Origin of the sequence: Microbacterium sp. MMO-56 (genome assembly GCF_037146215.1) — a bacterium.
Taxonomy (GTDB): domain Bacteria; phylum Actinomycetota; class Actinomycetes; order Actinomycetales; family Microbacteriaceae; genus Microbacterium.
This window is the reverse complement of the sequence record NZ_JBBCVW010000009.1, coordinates 92925-111194: the sequence shown is the minus strand read 5'-3', so window position 1 is coordinate 111194 and position 18270 is coordinate 92925. Positions and strand designations below refer to the sequence as shown.

The 18270-nt window shown below is 71.5% G+C and carries 15 protein-coding genes; 10 read left to right on the top strand and 5 right to left on the bottom strand.

The annotated features are described in order from the left end of the window. Positions 1–35 precede the first annotated feature (35 nt). The 5 genes from WFI00_RS10200 to WFI00_RS10180 all read left to right on the top strand — a co-directional run bounded on the left by WFI00_RS10200 (position 36) and on the right by WFI00_RS10180 (position 6166). Positions 36–1085 carry an agmatine deiminase family protein gene (locus WFI00_RS10200; protein WP_336631935.1) on the top strand — a complete coding sequence of 350 codons (1050 nt, stop codon included), beginning with the start codon at positions 36–38 and terminating at the stop codon, positions 1083–1085. After that, entirely contained in the window at positions 1082–2824 is a 1743-nt protein-coding gene (locus WFI00_RS10195; RefSeq protein ID WP_336631934.1) for an amidase, read from the top strand. Before WFI00_RS10200 ends, WFI00_RS10195 begins: the two co-directional genes overlap by 4 nt. Beyond that, positions 2821–4197, top strand: coding sequence for a pyridoxal phosphate-dependent decarboxylase family protein (locus tag WFI00_RS10190; protein WP_336631933.1), 1377 nt, complete (start codon positions 2821–2823; stop codon positions 4195–4197). The genes WFI00_RS10195 and WFI00_RS10190 overlap by 4 nt, the downstream gene beginning before the upstream one ends. Positions 4198–4304: 107 nt before the next feature. Then, a complete protein-coding gene (locus WFI00_RS10185; RefSeq protein WP_336631932.1) occupies positions 4305–4787 on the top strand; it encodes an Lrp/AsnC family transcriptional regulator in 483 nt (160 codons plus the stop codon). Continuing rightward, entirely contained in the window at positions 4784–6166 is a 1383-nt protein-coding gene (locus WFI00_RS10180) for an aspartate aminotransferase family protein (protein WP_336631931.1), read from the top strand. The genes WFI00_RS10185 and WFI00_RS10180 overlap by 4 nt, the downstream gene beginning before the upstream one ends. A 102-nt stretch (positions 6167–6268) precedes the next feature. On the opposite strand, the gene ald is transcribed toward WFI00_RS10180, so the two are convergent. Next, the gene (gene ald / locus WFI00_RS10175; protein ID WP_336631930.1) at positions 6269–7342 is read right to left on the bottom strand and encodes an alanine dehydrogenase; all 1074 of its coding nucleotides are present in this window, start codon (positions 7340–7342) and stop codon (positions 6269–6271) included. 142 nt (positions 7343–7484) lie between these two features. Between ald and WFI00_RS10170 the strand changes: the two genes are divergently transcribed. The 5 genes from WFI00_RS10170 (at position 7485) to WFI00_RS10150 (ending at position 13757) form a co-directional block, all read left to right on the top strand. Then, complete coding sequence (locus WFI00_RS10170; protein ID WP_336631929.1) at positions 7485–7958, top strand: Lrp/AsnC family transcriptional regulator; 474 nt, start codon at positions 7485–7487, stop codon at positions 7956–7958. A 115-nt stretch (positions 7959–8073) separates the two neighbouring features. After that, complete coding sequence (locus WFI00_RS10165; protein ID WP_336631949.1) at positions 8074–9540, top strand: APC family permease; 1467 nt, start codon at positions 8074–8076, stop codon at positions 9538–9540. 201 nt (positions 9541–9741) lie between these two features. Beyond that, positions 9742–10557, top strand: coding sequence for a pyruvate, water dikinase regulatory protein (locus WFI00_RS10160; protein WP_336631928.1), 816 nt, complete (start codon positions 9742–9744; stop codon positions 10555–10557). A gap of 53 nt (positions 10558–10610) precedes the next feature. After that, positions 10611–13004: a phosphoenolpyruvate synthase gene (ppsA, locus tag WFI00_RS10155; protein WP_336631927.1), complete on the top strand. Its 2394-nt coding sequence runs from the start codon at positions 10611–10613 to the stop codon at positions 13002–13004. Positions 13005–13223: 219 nt separating this feature from the next. Beyond that, positions 13224–13757, top strand: coding sequence for a ribonuclease H family protein (locus WFI00_RS10150; protein ID WP_336631926.1), 534 nt, complete (start codon positions 13224–13226; stop codon positions 13755–13757). 184 nt (positions 13758–13941) lie between these two features. Here the strand turns inward: WFI00_RS10150 and WFI00_RS10145 are convergent, their stop codons facing one another. Genes WFI00_RS10145 through WFI00_RS10130 form a run of 4 tightly spaced genes read right to left on the bottom strand, consistent with a single transcriptional unit; the run spans position 13942 to position 18216 of the window. Further along, positions 13942–14418 carry an NUDIX domain-containing protein gene (locus tag WFI00_RS10145; RefSeq protein ID WP_336631925.1) on the bottom strand — a complete coding sequence of 159 codons (477 nt, stop codon included), beginning with the start codon at positions 14416–14418 and terminating at the stop codon, positions 13942–13944. Between the two features lie 19 nt (positions 14419–14437). Then, the gene (locus WFI00_RS10140; RefSeq protein WP_336631924.1) at positions 14438–15451 is read right to left on the bottom strand and encodes an aldo/keto reductase family protein; all 1014 of its coding nucleotides are present in this window, start codon (positions 15449–15451) and stop codon (positions 14438–14440) included. 39 nt (positions 15452–15490) lie between these two features. Then, on the bottom strand, positions 15491–16732 hold the full coding sequence (gene rlmN / locus WFI00_RS10135; protein ID WP_336631923.1) for a 23S rRNA (adenine(2503)-C(2))-methyltransferase RlmN: 1242 nt from the start codon (positions 16730–16732) through the stop codon (positions 15491–15493). Continuing rightward, positions 16729–18216: a PTS transporter subunit EIIC gene (locus tag WFI00_RS10130; protein ID WP_336631922.1), complete on the bottom strand. Its 1488-nt coding sequence runs from the start codon at positions 18214–18216 to the stop codon at positions 16729–16731. The genes rlmN and WFI00_RS10130 overlap by 4 nt, the downstream gene beginning before the upstream one ends. Positions 18217–18270: the final 54 nt, after the last annotated feature.

Sequence of the window (18270 nt, the reverse complement as noted above, 5' to 3'; positions counted from 1 at the left end):
AAACTATCGCATGACCGATCGAGAGTCGAGGAGCCATGGCCTGGCGGATGCCGAGCGAGAGCGCGCCACACGAGCGCACCTGGATGGCCTTCCCCGTCGAGGGCCCGACCCTGGGCGACACCGAGGCCGAGCGCACCGAAGGGTACGATGCCTGGGCGGCCGTCGCCGCGGCGGTCGCGCGATTCGAGCCCGTCACGATGGTCGTCGACCCGAGCGAGACGGCCCGAGCGCGGCGGATGCTCCCGGGCGAGGTCGCCCTGCTCGAGGCGCCCGTCGACGAGTTCTGGATGCGCGACCACGGACCCACGTTCGTCGTCGATGACGAGCGCCCGGGCGTCCTCGGCGCCGTCGACTGGATCTTCAACGGCTGGGGCGCGCACGCGTGGGCCCGCTGGGAGCGCTCGGCCGAGCACGCCCGCATCGTCGCCGCCGAGGTGGGCGCCGAACGGGTCTCCTCGACCCTCGTGAACGAGGGCGGCGGGTTCCACGTCGACGGCGAGGGCACAGTGCTGCTCACCGAGACCGTGCAGCTCGACCCGCGGCGCAACCCGTTCGCCGACCGCGCCCGCGTGGAGGCCGAGCTGCGGCGCACCCTCGGCACGACGAGGGCGATCTGGCTGCCGCGCGGGCTCACCCGCGACTACGACGACTTCGGCACGAACGGACACGTCGACATCGTCGCGACCTTCCCGTCGCCCGGCCGGGTGCTGCTGCACACGCAGACCGATCCGGCCCACCCGGATCACGCCGTCAGCGCCGAGCTCCACGCCCTGCTCGCCGCCCAGACGGATGCCGCCGGCCGCACCCTGGAGGTGATCCCCCTTCCCGCCCCCGAGACGCTGCGCGACGACGAGGGCGTCGTCGACTGGAGCTACGTCAACCACCTGGTCGTCAACGGCGGAGTGATCGCCTGCGGCTTCGGGGAGGAGCGGGCGGATGCGCGGGCGCGCGCGATCCTGGCCGAGGCATACCCGGGGCGGGAGGTCGTCACCGTCGACGCACGGCCGATCTTCGCGCGCGGGGGCGGCATCCACTGCATCACGCAGCAGCAGCCGGCGCTCCGCGCGGCCGGGGCGGCGTCGTGATCGACGTCGTCGAGGCCTCGATCGCCGACCTCCGTGCGGCGCTCGACGAGGGCCGCACGAGCGCGGTCGACCTGGTGCGCGCCTACCTCGCCCGGATCGACGCGTACGACGGCCCCGACACGGCGACGGCGCTGAACGCCGTGGTGGTCCGCAACCCCGGGGCGCTCGCCGAGGCGGAGGCGTCCGACGCCCGCCGCGGGCGCGGCGCGGTGCTCTCGTTCCTCGACGGCATCCCGTACACGGCGAAGGACAGCTACCTCGTCGCGGGGCTCACCGCCGCGGCGGGCTCCCCCGCGTTCGCTGGGCTCGTCGCCCAGCGCGACGCCTTCACCATCGAGCGTCTGCGCGCCGCGGGCGCGATCTGCCTGGGCCTCACGAACATGCCCCCGATGGCGAACGGCGGGATGCAGCGCGGCGTGTACGGCCGGGCCGAGAGCCCGTACTCCGCGGACTGGCTCACCGCGCCGTTCGGGTCGGGCTCGTCGAACGGGTCGGGCACCGCGACGGCCGCCTCGTTCGCGGCCTTCGGGCTGGGCGAGGAGACGTGGTCGAGCGGACGCGGCCCCGCGAGCAACAACGCCCTGTGCGCCTACACGCCCTCGCGTGGCGTCATCTCGACGCGCGGGAACTGGCCCCTCGTCCCCACGATGGACGTCGTCGTGCCGCACACCCGCACGATGGCCGACCTGCTCGCCGTCCTCGACGTCGTCGTCGACGACGACGCGGACGCCCGGGGCGACTTCTGGCGCACGCAGCCCTGGATCGCGCTGCCGTCGCCGTCCTCGCAGCGCCCGGCGGACTACCGCGCCGTGGCGGAGGACGCCTCCGTCTCGGGCCGGCGCATCGGCATCCCCCGCATGTACGTCGACGCGGATCCGGATGCCGGCACGGCGCCCGCACCCGGAGTCGATCCCGGCATCGGCGGCCCCACCGGCCGGCGGATCCGCACGCGCGCCTCGATCGTCGAGCTGTGGCACGAGACCCGCGCCCGCCTCGAGGCGGCCGGAGCGGAGGTCGTCGAGGTCGACTTCCCCGTCGTGAGCAACTACGAGGGCGACCGCGCGGGAGCGCCGACGATCGCGACGCGCGGTCTCGTCTCGCCGGAGTACCTGCGCCGCGAGATCGTCGACCTGTCGGCGTGGGCCTGGGAGGACTTCCTGGCGGCCAACGGCGACCCCGCGCTGTCGACGCTCGCACGCGTGGACGGGTCCCGCATCTTCCCGCACCCGGAGGGTGCCCTCCCCGACCGCTACACCGGGTTCGACGACGACATCGCGACCTATCCCGACTGGGTGCGCGCCCATCCGTCGGCCTCCTGGCGCGACATGCCCGAGCTCGAAGCAGGACTGCGCGGGCTCGAACGCACGCGGCGGCTCGATCTGGAGGAGTGGATGGACAGCCTCGCGCTCGACGCCGTCGTCTTCCCCGCCGTCGCCGACATCGGCGCCGCCGACATGGACGTCGACCCCGTCTCCGCCGACGCCGGGTGGCGGAACGGCGTCTGGGTCGCCAACGGCAACCTCGTGATCCGCCACCTCGGCATCCCGACCGTGACGGTGCCGATGGGCCTCCTGCCCGACATCGGGATGCCCGTGGGGCTCACGATCGCCGGTCGCTCCGGCGACGACACCGCGCTCCTGCGTCTGGGGTGCGCCGTGGAGGCGCTGTGTCCGCCACGCCCCGTCCCCCCGCGGACTCCCCCGCTCCCCGCCGCACCCGAATCCGAGGCATCCCGATGACCGACGCCGCCCGTATGCACGATGTCACCGACGAGACGCGTCGCGTCGTCGACCTCGTCCTGGACTACTCCCGCGAGCGTCTGCTCTCCCGGGACACCCCGCTCGACAAGCCGCTGCCCGCGGCCGAGCTCGCCCGCCTCGCCGGTCGCACGATCTCCGAGCAGGGTCTCGGCGCCGAGCGCGCCCTCGGCGTCTTCACACACGTCCTGGCTCCCGCGTGCATCACCACCGACGACCCGCGCTACCTGTCCTTCATCCCCACCGCTCCCACGAAGGCGGCGGTCGCGTTCGACCTCGTCGTCTCGGCGAGCGCGCTCTACGGAGGGTCCTGGCTCGAAGGCGCAGGGGCCGTGCACGCCGAGAACGAGGTCCTGCGGTGGCTCGCCGACGAGTTCAGGCTGCCCGCGGGCGCCGGTGGCGTGTTCGTGCAGGGCGGGACGCTCGGCAACCTCTCGGCGCTGGTCGCCGCCCGCGAGGCCGCGCGCGTCCGGCGCACCGAGACGGGCGGTCCGGCTCCCGCGCGCTGGGCCGTGGTGTGCAGCTCGCAGGCGCACTCCTCGATCGCCTCGGCCGCGCGCGTCATGGACGTCGACGTCGTGGCGGTCCCGACGGATGCCGACGGGGTCCTCCGCGGCGACGCCGTGGCGCACGTGCTCGCCGAGATCCACGATCGTGTGTTCGCCGTGGTGGCGACGGCGGGCTCGACCAACTTCGGCATCGTCGACGACATCGCGGGCGTCGCCGAGGCCGCGCACGCGCACGGCGTCTGGCTGCACGTCGACGGTGCCTACGGTCTCGCGGGCATGCTCTCCCCGCTCGCGCGCGATCTGTACGCGGGTGTCGAGCACGCCGACTCGGTCATCGTCGACCCGCACAAGTGGCTGTTCGCCCCGTTCGACGCGTGCGCCCTGATCTACCGCGACCCGGAGCAGGGCAGGCGCGCCCACACGCAGCACGCCGAGTATCTCGACACCCTCACCGACCGGTCGGAGTACAGCCCGTCCGACTACGCCGCCCACCTCACGCGGCGCGCCCGGGGCCTGCCCCTGTGGTTCTCGCTCGCCACCCACGGCGCCGCGGCGTACCGCGAGGCGGTCGGCGCGTCGATCGCGCTGGCCCGCCGCATCGCCGCCGAGATCGAGGAACGGCCCGGGTTCGCGCTCGTCCGCCGCCCGCAGCTCGGCGTCGTGGTCTTCGAGCGCGAGGGATGGGCCCGCGCGGACTACGAGGCCTGGTCGCAGCGTCTACTCGACGGGCAGCACGCGTTCGTGACGCCGTCGAGCCACGAGGGGCGCCCGAACGCGCGGTTCGCGATCCTCAACCCGCGGACGACGTTCGACGACCTGACGGGCATCCTCGACACGATGTCCTGACGCGTCGGAGACACAGCGGCCGAGGCGCCGCCAGCCGGGTCCGACGCACTTCAGACAGCGGAATCCGCCTTGATTATTCCCGGCGACGACTGATATCGTCGCCGATCATGGCTCAGACGACGGATAGCGCACCAACTCGCCGCGCTCCTCTCGATGATGTCTCCAAGGCGATCATCGAGCAGCTGCAGGAGGACGGGCGCCGCCCGTACGCCGAGATCGCGAAGGCCGTCGGCCTCAGCGAAGCCGCGACCCGCCAGCGGGTGCAGAAGCTCGTCGACCAGGGCGTGATGCAGATCGTCGCGGTCACCGATCCGCTCCAGCTGGGCTTCGCCCGTCAGGCGATGATCGGCATCCGCGTCTCCGGCGACACCCGCCCCGTCGCCGAGCGGATGAGCACCCTCCCGGGTGTCGACTACGTGGTGTCGACCGCGGGGTCCTTCGACCTGCTGGTGGAGGTCGTCTGCGAGAACGACGACGACCTCATCGACCTGCTCAACGAGCGTATCCGCGCTCTCCCCGAGGTGGTCTCGACCGAGACCTTCGTCTACCTCAAACTCCACCGTCAGCTCTACAACTGGGGGACCCGATGACCATCGACGACGCCGACCTGCAGGCCAAGGCCCGCGACCACCTCTGGATGCACTTCGCACGCCAGTCGGTGATGACCGAGGGCCCCGGGGTCCCCATCATCGTCAAGGGCGAGGGCCACCACATCTGGGACTCGCACGGCAAGCGCTACCTCGACGGGCTCGCCGGCCTCTTCGTCGTGAACGCGGGCCACGGCCGGCGTCGCATCGCCCAGGCCGCCGCACGGCAGGCGGAGGAGCTCGCCTTCTTCCCGCTGTGGTCCTACGCCCACCCGTCCGGCATCGAGGCCGCGGATCGCATCGCGAACCTCGCGCCGGGCGACCTCAACCACGTCTTCTTCTCGACCGGCGGCGGCGAGGCCGTGGAGACGGCGTTCAAGCTCGCCAAGCACTACTGGAAGCTGCAGGGCAAGCCCACCAAGCACAAGGTCATCTCGCGCGCGATCGCCTACCACGGCACGACCCAGGGTGCGCTGGCCATCACGGGCCTGCCCGTCATGAAGCACATGTTTGAGCCGGTGACCCCCGGCGGCTTCCGCGTGCCCAACACGAACTACTACCGGGCCGCCGAGTCGGGGTTCGGCGGCGGCACGCCCGAGGAGTTCGGCCTGTGGGCCGCCGACCGCATCGAGCAGATGATCCAGTTCGAGGGGCCCGAGACCGTCGCGGCGGTGTTCCTCGAGCCGGTGCAGAACGCCGGCGGATGCTTCCCCGCGCCCGCGGGGTACTTCCAGCGCGTGCGCGAGATCTGCGACCGCTACGACGTGCTGCTCGTCTCCGACGAGGTGATCTGCGCGTTCGGCCGGCTGGGCCACTACTTCGGCGCGCAGGCGTACGACTACCAGCCCGACATGATCACCTTCGCGAAGGCCGTCACGAGCGGATACGCGCCGCTCGGCGGCACAATCGTGAGCGACCGCGTCTACGAGCCCTTCGCGCACGGAGACATGTCGTTCCCGCACGGATACACGTTCGGCGGACATCCCGTCTCCGCCGCCGTCGCACTCGAGAACCTCGACGTGTTCGAGGAGGAGAAGCTCCTGGAGAACGTCCGGGAGAACTCCCCGGTCTTCCGCGCGACCCTCGAGAAGCTGCTCGACCTGCCGATCGTGGGAGACGTGCGCGGCGACGGCTACTTCTTCGGCATCGAGCTCGTCAAGGACAAGACGACCAAGGAGACCTTCGACGACGACGAGTCCGAGCGCCTGCTGCGGGGGTTCCTCTCCAAGGCCCTGTTCGACGCCGGTCTCTACTGCCGCGCCGACGACCGCGGCGACCCCGTGATCCAGCTCGCCCCGCCCCTGACGATCGGGCCGGCCGAGTTCGACGAGATCGAGCAGATCCTCCGCTCCGTGCTGACGGAGGCCTGGGCGCGCCTCTGAGCCGCATCATCTCCGCAGAACGCGACGAACTCCGCATCCGATCCCGCGATCGGATGCGGAGTTCGCGTCATCCCGCGGAGTTCGAGCGAGGATGCCCGCCGTTCAGGCGAGGATGCGCGTGTCGATCACCTCGCCGCCACGGAGGGAGAGCCCGGCCGCGAGCGACGGATCCGCCGCGAGGGCGGCGTCGACGCCGAGCTCGGCCAGCGCGAGGGTGTAGCGCAGCGTGGCGTTGGTCAGGGCGAGCGTCGAGGTGAGGGGCACGGCGCCGGGCATGTTGGCGACGGCGTAGTAGATCGCGTCGTGCACGCGGTACGTCGGGTCGCTGTGCGTCGTCGCTCGCGTGCCCTCGAAGCAGCCGCCCTGGTCGACGGCGATGTCCACGAGGACGGAGCCCGGGCGCATCCGCTCGACCATGTCGAGCGTGACGAGCTTCGGCGCGGCGGCTCCGGGGACGAGGACAGAGCCGACGACGAGGTCGGCGTCGGCCACCAGCTCGGCGATGGTGGAGCGGGTGGACACCCGCGTGTCCACCCGGCCGTCGAACCGGTCGTCGAGGCGGCGCAGCTGCGGGATCGAGAGATCGACGATCGTCACGTGCGCGCCGAGACCCACGGCCATCTGCGCCGCGTGGGTGCCCGCGACGCCGCCGCCGATGACGACCACACGGCCGCGCGGCGTGCCGGGCACACCCCCGAGGAGGATGCCGCGCCCTCCGGCGGGTCCGAGCAGCTGCTGCGCGCCGACCTGCACCGACAGCCGGCCGGCGATCTCGCTCATCGGGGCCAGGAGCGGCAGCGACCGGTCGGGCAGCTGCACCGTCTCGTACGCGATGGCGGTGGTGCCCGCCGCGAGGAGGGCCTCGGTGAGCGCGGGTGCGGCCGCCAGGTGAAGGTAGGTGAAGAGGGTCAGGTCGGGGCGCAGGAAGCCGTACTCGGGGGCGATCGGCTCCTTCACCTTCACGAGGAGTTCGGCGCCGCCCCAGACATCCGCGGCGTCCGGCACGACCTCCGCTCCCGCCGCGCGATACGCCTCGTCGGCGAAGCCCGACCCCTCCCCGGCGCCGCGCTCGACGAGCACGCGATGCCCCCGTGCGGCGAGCTCGTCGACGCCGGTCGGGGTCATCCCGACGCGGCGCTCGCTGTCCTTGATCTCTGCGGGAACACCGATGATCATGAGCGGTTCTCCTCCGTGACGGCTCGCCGTCGCGGAGGTTCGGGCGGCGCAGCGCGATCACGATGTCAGGCCCCGCAGACCACGACAAGGGCTTCCGAAGAATTCGCACGAGATCGGCACTCCGTCGAACTAGGATCGGCCCATGCCGATTCCGGGTGCGAATTCTTCGGTGGATGCCGTCGACCTCCGACTCATCGATGAGCTGCGCTCCGACGCGAGGCAACCGCTCAGCCGTCTCGCCTCGGTGCTCGGCCTCGCCGCATCGACCGTCCACGGCCGCATCGCGCGCCTCGTCTCGCGCGGCGTCATCCGGCGCTTCACCGTCGAGGTCGATCCGACGGCCCTCGGCTACCAGACGGAGGCGCTCGTCTCCGTACGGATCCGTCCCGGCGCACGCGCACAGCTCACCCGGTTCGCCGACGAGCTGAAGAGCCATCCCGATGTCGCGCAGTACTTCTACGTGGCCGGTGCGGAGGACTTCGTCATCCACTTCCGCGGGCGTGACAGCGCGGACCTGCGTGCGTTCGTCACCGATCACCTGTCGACGCACTCCATCGTGGCGGCGACCAACACGAGCCTCATCTTCGAGCGCACCGACGGCCTGCGCGGCGTCTGAGCCCGCACCCTTCGTCCGGACCGCGCGCGGTCCCGGTCGATCCGTCCGGATCTCGCCCGCCCCGGTCATCGCGCGAGATCGGATCGCTACACGGACGAAACAGGTCGACCCTAGTATTCGAGCACCCGAAACGCCCTCACCATCAGGAGGAACCACGAACGAGTCGCTCGCCGCGCCTGCGGCATCCTCGAACCGCACGGCCCATCTCGCCCGTACGCTCGGCCTCTGGTCCATCGTGGGACTGGGGCTCGGCTACATGACCCCGACGGTCGTGTTCGACACCTTCGGCAACGTCGCGGTCGAGACGAACAACGTCGTCCCCGCCGCCTACGCCGTCGCGCTCATCGTCATGGGCTTCACCGCCATCAGCTACGGCAAGATGGTCGGCGTCATCCCCAGCGCGGGCTCCGCGTACACGTACGTCCGCGAATCGATGCACCCGAGCCTCGGCTTCCTCGTCGGCTGGACCTCGCTCATCGACTACCTGCTGCTGCCGATGGTCAACGCGCTGATCCTCCGCAGCTACATGGAGGCGCTGTTCCCCGACATCCCCGGCTGGGTGTGGGTCGTGGTCTTCACCACCGGGGTCACGGGCGTCATCTATCTGACGATGCGCGGCACGTCGAACGTCAACATGCTGCTGCTCATCTTCTCGATCGTCGTGATGGCGGTCTTCGTGATCATGGTCGTCGTCCAGCTGGCGCAGGGCGCGGGCGCCGGCACGGTGGCATCCGTCCAGCCCTTCATCCACCCCGAGGTCTCCTTCGGCGCGGTCCTCGCCGGCGCGACGATCGTCTGCTTCTCGTTCATCGGCTTCGATGCCGTGACGATGTACGCGGAGGAGGCGAAGAGCCCGAAGATCATGCCGCGGGCCATCCTGCTGACGGTGCTCGTCGGCGGCGCGATCTTCCTCGTGGCCGCCTACTTCACCCAGCTCCGCTTCCCCGACCACGAGGCCTTCCCGCCGGAGGCGATCGCCGACTCGACGCTCCCCGAGATCGGCTCGCAGGTCGGCGGGCTCGTCCTGCAGTCGGTGCTCACGGCGGCGGGCTTCGCGGCGACCCTGGCGTCCTGGCTGGCCTCGCACGCCTCGGTCGCGCGCATGCTGCTCGTCATGGGGCGCAACGGCGTGCTGCCTCGTCGCTTCTTCGGGTACATCAGCCCCCGCACGCACACGCCCGCGTTCACGGTCGTCCTCGTCGGCGTCGTGAGCCTCGCCGCCATCGCGTTCACGCTCGACCAGATCGTCGACTACATCAACTACGGCGCCCTGATCGCGTTCACCTTCGTGAACATCTCGGTGATCGCGTGGTTCGCGGTGCGCCGCGGGCGTCGCAAGACGCCGCGCGACATCCTGAGCTACATCGTGATGCCGGCGATCGGCATGGCCCTCACCGGCCTGCTCTGGGTGAACCTCGACGACCACGCCCTGACGGTGGGGCTGATCTGGACGGGTCTGGGTCTGCTCTACTTGGTCTTCCTGACCCGCGGGTTCCGGCGACCGATCGCGTCGTTCGACGAGAACCAGCCCGTCACCGGGTTCAACAAGATCGTGGAACCCGGTCCCCGCTCGCAGATCTGAGCCGGGACCGACGCCCGAACGGGGCGGGGATGCCACGTCGCATCCCCGCCCCGTTCGGCGCGTGCGCGCGCCATTCCTGCACCACTGTCAAATTAGCCGCTTCTTTCGACATTTTCATCCGATAGGGATGCTGCATCCTTCATAGTCTCGGAACATCGCCCACCCGGCGGGCCACCGAGCGCGAGACGAGGAGCAGCACCCGTGACGACGATCCCGCGCGCCGCCTACTTCGTGTCCGACTCCACGGGCATCACGGCGGAGACCCTCGGCCGGGCGCTCCTGGTCAATTTCCCCGGAGTCGCCTTCCGGCACCACACGGTGCCGTTCGTCGACTCCGCCGACGGCGCCGCCGCCGTCGCACGCGAGATCGACCGCGCGGCCGACGCCGGCGAGCAGCCCATCGTGTTCCACACGGTGCGCTCCCCCGCCGTCGCCCGAGTCCTGCGCGACGCGCGCGCGACGCACATCGACCTCCTCGGCGGCCATCTGACCGAGCTCGAACAGGCGCTCGGCACGACCGCCTCCGAGCAGCTGGGGTCCTTCCACACCGTGGGCGACACCGAGCAGTACTTCGCCCGCATGCGTGCGGTCGAGTACGCGATCGAGCACGACGACGGCCAGAGCCTTCGCGCCCTCGGTCAGGCCGACGTGATCATCGTCGCCCCGTCGCGCTGCGGCAAGACGCCGACCACCATGTACCTCGCCCTGCAGTACGGCCTGCTCGTGGCCAACTACCCGCTCACCGACGACGACTTCCCCACCGAGGGGCTCCCCCGACCCGTCGCCGCGTACGCCTCGCGCTGCTTCGGTCTCACCACGACGCCGCTGCGGCTCAGCCAGGTGCGCCACGAGCGCCGACCGGACTCCACGTACGCGAGTCTCGCCCAGTGCACCCTCGAGCTGCGCCGCGCCGAGGACCTCTACCGACGCACCCACATCCCGTTCGTCAACTCGTCGACCAAGAGCGTCGAGGAGATGTCCGCGGTCATCATGCAGTCCCTCAAGCTCCGCGCCTGACCGGCGCGGCCCCCACCGCGCACACCCGCGCACCTGACAGGAAGGCCCGACACATGAGCAGCATCCTCTGGTTCGATCAGCTCGGCATGGCAGACCTCCCCGCCGTCGGCGGCAAGAACGCCTCGCTCGGCGAGATGGTCTCGCACCTCTCCTCGCTCGGGGTGAGCGTGCCGGGCGGGTTCGCGACGACCGCCGACGCCTATCGCGCGTTCCTCGCCGAGGGCGGGCTGCGCGAGCGCATCGCCGCCGCGATCGCCGAGGTCGACGTCGAGGACGTCACCGCCCTCACGCGCGCGGGCACCCAGATCCGCGCCTGGGTCGAGGAGCAGCCCTTCCCGGCCGAGCTCGACGCCGACATCCGCGCCGCCTACGTGCGGCTCGCCGGGGAGCACCCGGACGCGTCCTTCGCGGTCCGTTCGTCCGCCACGGCGGAGGACCTGCCGGATGCCTCGTTCGCCGGCCAGCAGGAGACCTTCCTCAACGTCGCCGGGGTCGAGAACGTGCTCGCCGCGATCCGTTCGGTCTTCGCGTCGCTCTACAACGACCGGGCGATCGCCTACCGCGCCCACCACGGCTTCGACCACGACGAGGTCGCCCTGTCCGCGGGCATCCAGAAGATGGTGCGCTCCGACATCGGCGCGGCCGGCGTCATGTTCACGGTCGACACCGAGTCGGGCTTCGACGACGCGGTCTTCATCACGAGCTCGTACGGGCTCGGCGAGGCCGTCGTCCAGGGCGCCGTGAACCCCGACGAGTTCTACGTCTCCAAGGTCGCCCTGCGCGCGGACCGGCCCGCGGTCCTCAAGCGCTCGGTGGGCGAGAAGGCCATCGCGATGCGGTACACGGATGCCCGGGAGGCGGGCGCCTCGACGCGGTTCGAGGACGTGCCCTCCGCCGACCGGCGGCGCTTCTCGATCGACGACGCCGACCTTCTCGAACTGGCGCGGCAGGCGCTCGTGATCGAGGAGCACTACGGCCGCCCGATGGACATCGAGTGGGGCAAGGACGGCCTCGACGGACGCATCTACATCCTGCAGGCGCGGCCGGAGACCGTCGTCTCCCGGGTCGAGGCGGGGGTCATCCGCCGCTTCGTGCTCGGCGCCCGCGGCGAGGTCGCCACGGCGGGGCGCGCGATCGGGCAGCGCATCGGCGCGGGGCCGGCCCGAGTCCTCCGCAGCCTCGACCAGATGGCCGACTTCCAGCCCGGCGAGGTGCTCGTCGCCGACATGACCGATCCCGACTGGGAGCCCATCATGAAGCGGGCGAGCGCGATCGTGACGAACCGCGGAGGGCGCACGTGCCACGCCGCGATCATCGCGCGCGAGCTCGGCATCCCGGCCGTCGTCGGAACCGGTGACGCGACCTCGCTCATCGCCGACGGGGACGAGGTCACGGTGTCCTGCGCCGAGGGCGACACGGGGTTCGTCTACCGCGGCATCCTCCCGTTCGAGGAGGAGATCACGCGCCTCGACTCGATGCCGGACTCCCCGGTGAAGATCATGATGAACGTCGGCACGCCCGACCAGGCCTTCTCCTTCTCGCGCCTGCCGCACCGCGGCGTCGGCCTCGCGCGCCTCGAGTTCGTGATCAACCGTCAGATCGGCATCCACCCGCGCGCGCTCCTCGAGTTCGAGACGCTGGACGGCGACCTGCGGGGCCGGATCGCGGAGGCGACCGCCGCGTACGACTCGCCGCGCGACTACTTCGTGCGCCGCGTCGCCGAGGGGGTCTCGATGATCGCGGCTGCGTTCTGGCCCGAGCCGGTCATCGTGCGCCTGTCGGACTTCAAGTCGAACGAGTACGCCAACCTCGTCGGGGGCGAGCTCTACGAGCCCCACGAGGAGAACCCCATGCTCGGCTACCGCGGCGCCTCGCGATACATCTCCCCGGACTTCCGCGCGTGCTTCGACATGGAGTGCGAGGCGCTGCGCTTCGTCCGCGACGAGATGGGCTTCACCAACGTGCAGGTGATGGTGCCCTTCGTCCGGACCGTCGGCGAGGGACACGCCGTCGTCGAGCTGCTCGCCGAGAACGGCCTGCGGCGGGGCGAGAACGACCTGAAGGTCATCATGATGTGCGAGCTGCCCTCGAACGCGCTCCTGGCGGAGCAGTTCCTGGAGTTCTTCGACGGGTTCTCCATCGGCTCCAACGACATGACCCAGCTCACCCTGGGACTCGATCGCGACTCGGGCCTCGTCGCCTCGACGTTCGACGAGCGCGACCCCGCCGTCCTGGCGCTCCTCTCGATGGCGATCGCGGCGTGCCGCGCCGCCGGCAAGTACGTCGGCATCTGCGGGCAGGGCCCCTCGGATCACCCCGACCTCGCCGAGTGGCTCGTCGCGGAGGGCATCGAGTCCGTGTCGCTGAATCCCGACACGGTCGTCGAGACCTGGCTGCGCCTGTCGCGGGCCGCCACCTCCGGCACGAGCGCCCTGACCTCCGCCTAGCTCGCGCCCCCGCCTCTCTCGCCCCCGCCCGCCCGTCCCCGCCCGGCGCGTGGGGCGCAGGGAACCCCGCACGAACGAACGAACTCCGCACCCGATCCCGCGATCGGGTGCGGAGTTCGTCACATCCTGCGGAGTTCGTCGCCACGGATGCGACGGACGGCCCGCGCGGACGGACCGCTCGCGCGGACGGGCCGCCGCCCGCTCGGGTAGCGTCGTACGGTGACTTCCTCCGACACCTACACCGTGGCCACCGACGGCGCCTGCAAGGGCAACCCCGGACCGACCGGATGGGCGTGGGTCGGCGAGGACGGGCAGTGGGCCGCGGGGGCGATCCCCGTGGGGACGAACAACATCGGCGAGCTCATGGGACTGCTCAAGGCGATCGAGGATCACGCCGACGTGGCGCACCTGACCGTGCAGGCCGACTCGAAGTACGCGATCGACACCTACTCCTCGTGGATGGACGCCCACCGCCGCCGCGGCTGGAAGACCTCGACGGGAGCGCCCACGAAGAACCGCGACCTGCTCGAGCAGCTGATCGAGGCGCGCGACGCGCGACGCGAGGCCGGCCTCCCCGACGTCGTGCTCGAGCACGTCCGCGGCCACCGCGGGCACGTGCTCAACGAATGGGCGGACGAGCGCGCCGTCCGCGGCGCCGAGCATGCCGCGAAGGGGACGGCGAGCGCCTGGTCCTCCCTCGGCGGGCTCCACCCCGCGCTCGACGTGTCTGCCGCGCCGACCAAGAGGCGCTGACCCACTCTCCTCCCCTGCCCGCCCCCTCCGGGCCTCCGGCGCCCCCGTCGGCGGTTCACAACTCCGGAGAACTCCTCCGTCCCGGGGTTCTCGGCCCGCCTCGCTGGCCCGGGGCCGAGATTCTCCGGAGTTGTGAACGCCGCAACAGGGTGACGCCGCGACGGGGTGACGGGCGGCCGGACGCTCAGCCCCCGAGCACGTGCTGCAGGGCGTCCAGGGCGGGCCGCTGCCCGGCCACCAGACGGGGGCGGGCCTCGGCGAGGAGCATCCACTCGGCGCGGTCGACCTCGGGGAACGCCCGCGCGACACCCGATCGGGGCGGCCACTCCATCTCGAACTCCCCGAAGACGAAACCGGGAGGGTCCAACCCCGCGCCGTCGCCGCAGAGGACCGTCACGGTCTTGCGTCCCGAGGCGTAGGCGAACGTCCCGAGCTCCGCGTACGCCACGTCGGGCGGGTCGACGCCCAGCTCCTCGCGGAACTCCCGCACCGCCGCCTCCCGCGCAGACTCGACGGCCGGGTCGTACTCGCCCTTGGGGATCGACCACGCGCCCTCATCCTTGCGCGCCCAGAACGGACCGCCCATATGGGCGACGAGCACCGACACCCCGCCGTCCGGATCGACCCGGTACAGCAGGATGCCGGCGCTCGCCACGGTCATCGGCGGCCGGCTCCGCGGATCACGCCGGGCGCGAGGCGGGCGAGACCGAGTACGTCTCCTGCGGGTCGGTCACCGCGACACCCTGCAGCGCGTCGTTGACGGCGGCGTAGGTCGCGTCGTCGAGCGTGATGTCGGAGGCCTTGACCGTGTCCTCCAGCTGCTCCGGACGGGAGGCGCCGACGAGCGCCGCCGCGATGTTCGGGTTGTGCAGGACCCAGGCGAGAGAGAGCTGGGGCACCGTGATGCCCGCCTCCTCGGCGATGGGCGTGAGCTTCTGGACGGCCTCGAGCACCTCGTCGCGGAGGAACCGCTTGATGAAGTTCGCCCCGCTCTTCTCGTCGGTCGCGCGCGATCCGGCGGGCACCGGCTGACCGGGCAGATACTTGCCGGTCAGAACGCCCTGCGCCATCGGCGACCACACGATCTGCGAGATCCCGAGCTCTTCCGAGGTCGGGATGACCTTGTCCTCGATCACGCGCCACAGCGCGGAGTACTGAGGCTGGTTCGAGACGAGCTGGAAGCCGAGCTCCTTCGCGAGGGCGTGGCCGTCGCGCAGCTGCTCGGCGGTCCACTCGCTGACGCCGATGTAGAGCGCCTTGCCCTGACGGACGATGTCGGCGAAGGCCTGCATCGTCTCTTCGAGCGGGGTCTCGTAGTCGTAGCGGTGGGCCTGGTAGAGGTCGACGTAGTCCACCTCGAGCCGACGGAGCGAGCCGTGGATGCCGTCCATCAGGTGCTTGCGCGAGAGCCCGGTGTCGTTGGGGCCCTTGCGGCCGATCGGCCAGTAGACCTTCGTGAATATCTCGAGGTTCTCCCGCTGCTGACCCTGCAGCGCCTTGGCCAGGACGACCTCCGCGGCCGTGTTCGCGTAGGCGTCGGCCGTGTCGAAGGACGTGATGCCGAGGTCGAGTGCCTTGTGCACCGTCGCGATGGCGGCGTCGTCGCCGACCTGCGAGGCGTGCGTCACCCAGTTGCCGTAGGTGATCTCCGAGATCTTGAAGCCGCTGTTGCCGAGGTACCGATAGTTGACCATCCCCCCACGCTACCCGGCGGGCGAGGCGCGGGGGCCGGGTCAGTCGACCGGGACGGAGGCGGCGACCTCGCGGTCCTCCTCCGTCGCGACGAGCTGTCCGCAGGCGCCGTCGATCTCCTTGCCGCGGGTGTCGCGGAGGGTCGTGGGGATGCCCGCGTCGTTGAGCCGGCGGACGAACTCGTTCTGCACGGGGACCTCCGATGCCGTCCACACCGATCCGGGCGTGGGGTTCAGCGGGATCGGGTTCACGTGCACCCAGCCGCGCCCGCGCGCGTTGAGCTTCTCGGCGAGGAGGTCCGCGCGCCACGCGTGGTCGTTCATGTCCTTGATGAGGGCGTACTCGATCGAGACCCGGCGCCCCGTCTTGTCGAAGTAGGCCCGCGCGGCGTCGAGGGCCTCGTCGACCTTCCACCGCGAGTTGATCGGGATCATCTCGTCGCGCAGGTGGTCGTCGGGAGCGTGCAGCGACAGCGCGAAGGTGACCGGGATGTCCTCCGCCGACAGCTTGGTGATCGCCGGCACGAGACCGACGGTCGACACCGTGATCCCGCGCGCGCTCATGCCGAGCCCGTGCTTCTTGTCGACCATCGTGCGCACCGCCTGCATCACGCGGTTGTAGTTGGCGAGGGGCTCTCCCATCCCCATGAAGACGATGTTGGTGACCCGCTCGTCCTCGTGTCCGACGCGGCGCGGATCGCCGAGGCCGCCGTCGGCGATGAGGCGGTTCGCGCGGACGACCTGCTCGACGATCTCCGCCGCGGACATGTTGCGGGTGAGCCCCGCCTGACCGGTCGCGCAGAACGGGCAGTTCATGCCGCAGCCGGCCTGAGACGACACGCACAGCGTGATGCGCCCCGTGTAGCGCATCAGCACGGACTCGACGAGCGCGCCGTCGTGCAGCTTCCAGAGGAACTTGATCGTGTCGCCGCGGTCGGTCTCGAGCCGGCGCACCTCGGTGAGCAGCGGCGGCAGCAGCGCGTGCACGAGCTCGTCACGACCGGATGCCGGCAGGTCGGTCATCTCGGCGGGGTCGGCGGTGTAGTGGTGGAAGTAATGCTTCTCGAGCTGGCCGGCGCGGAAGGCGGGCAGGCCGAGATCCTTCACGCGCGCGACGCGCTCCTCGGGGGTGAGGTCGGCGAGGTGGACGGGCGGCATCCCCTTCTTGGGGGCGGCGAACTGCAGGAGCGGACGCCCGTCCGCGTCCTTCCGCTGGGTCCATCCCTCGGTACGGGGACGCACCTGACGGGGTCGGGTCGGGCGCACGGGACCGGGTTCGCTCATCCGTCCAGGGTACCGGCGGCGGCTGGGGGAACGCCGGGGTCGATCGGGTCGTCGAGTGTGCCGCGTCGGCGCATCACCGCCCACACGCAGGTCAGGGTGAAGGCGAGCACACCGCTCGAGAGGATGCAGACGAGATAGCGCACGCCGTAGCCGGGGGCGATGGAGGCGACGCCGATGACGCCGGCCGCCCCGAGGGTCACCGCCTCGACGTCCCAGACGGACAGGAGGGCCCCCGCGGCGGCGGATGCGACGACGGCGGCCACGAACGGGAACTGCAGCCGCAGGTTCACGCCGAAGATCGCGGGTTCGGCGATCCCGAAGGACGCCGGGACGCCGGCGCCGGCGGCCACCGCCCGCAGCCGCGAGCGGCGCCGCGCCAGCAGGGCGACGGCGAAACAGGCGCCCGCCTGCGCGAGGTTCGACGCCCCGGCGACGGGGAAGATGAACGAGCCGCCGCCTCCGATCAGTCCGAGCTCCAGCGAGACGAGGCTCTGGTGGAGGCCCGTGACGACCAGCAGCGGGTAGATCGCGCCGATGAGCGCCCCGCCGAACACCCCCGTAGCGTCGTACACGGTGGTGACGAGACCGGCGAACGCATCGCCCAGCAGCCGTGCCGCGGGCCCGATCACGAGGAAGGCGAGCACGCCGGTGAGCAGCAGCGTGAGCATCGGCACGAACAGGAACGCCGCGGCGCCGCGCAGGGAGCGCCGGAGCCCCCGCTCGATGGCGGCCAGGACGGCGGAGACCACGATGACGGGAACGACCGTGCCGCGGTAGTCGACGCCGAGGACGTCGATGCCGGCGAGCGTCCAGCTGCCGCCGCCCTGCAGCTGCAGCGCCGGGAAGGCGCCGCTGTCCACGATGAACGGGGCGGCGACGAGGGCGGCGCCCATGGCACCGCCGAGGTAGGGCGACCCGCCGAACCGTTCGACCGCGGAGAAGCCGATGAGCACGGGCAGGAGCGCGAACACCCCGATCCCGATGATCCCGACCAGCGCGGCCGGGCCCGCGAGCCACGGCGCGAGCGCGACGAGCGACTCGTCCAGGAACACCCCGGGGGCGCTCACGAGGTTGTGGAGGGCGAGGAGGAGTCCGCCTGCGACGAACACCGGCAGGAGCGGCGTGACGATGTCGATCAGCAGATGCAGCGGCCGCAGGATCACCCGCGCCCGCGGCGCATTCCCCTCCGCACGCCGAGCGGAGGCGTCGGAGGACGAGCCGGCGTCGGATGCGGCGGCGCGGGCGCGCTCCAGGGCGGCGTGGACGCCGGCGACCGCGCCCGGGCCGACCACGACCTGGACCTGATCCCCGCCCCGCGCGACGCCCAGGACGGCGGCGACCCCCGAGAGGCGCGCCTCGTCGACGGAGTCCGGGTCCGCGACGGTGATCCGCAGCCGTGTCGCGCAGTGGGTCGAGACCGAGACGTTCCCCGCCCCACCGAGCGCGGCGAGGATCTCTCCCGCCACGCCGTCCTGCGCCTCCATGCGGCTCCCGCCCGTCGCGCCCCAGCGTAGCCAGTCATCGGGTGGTCCACCGAC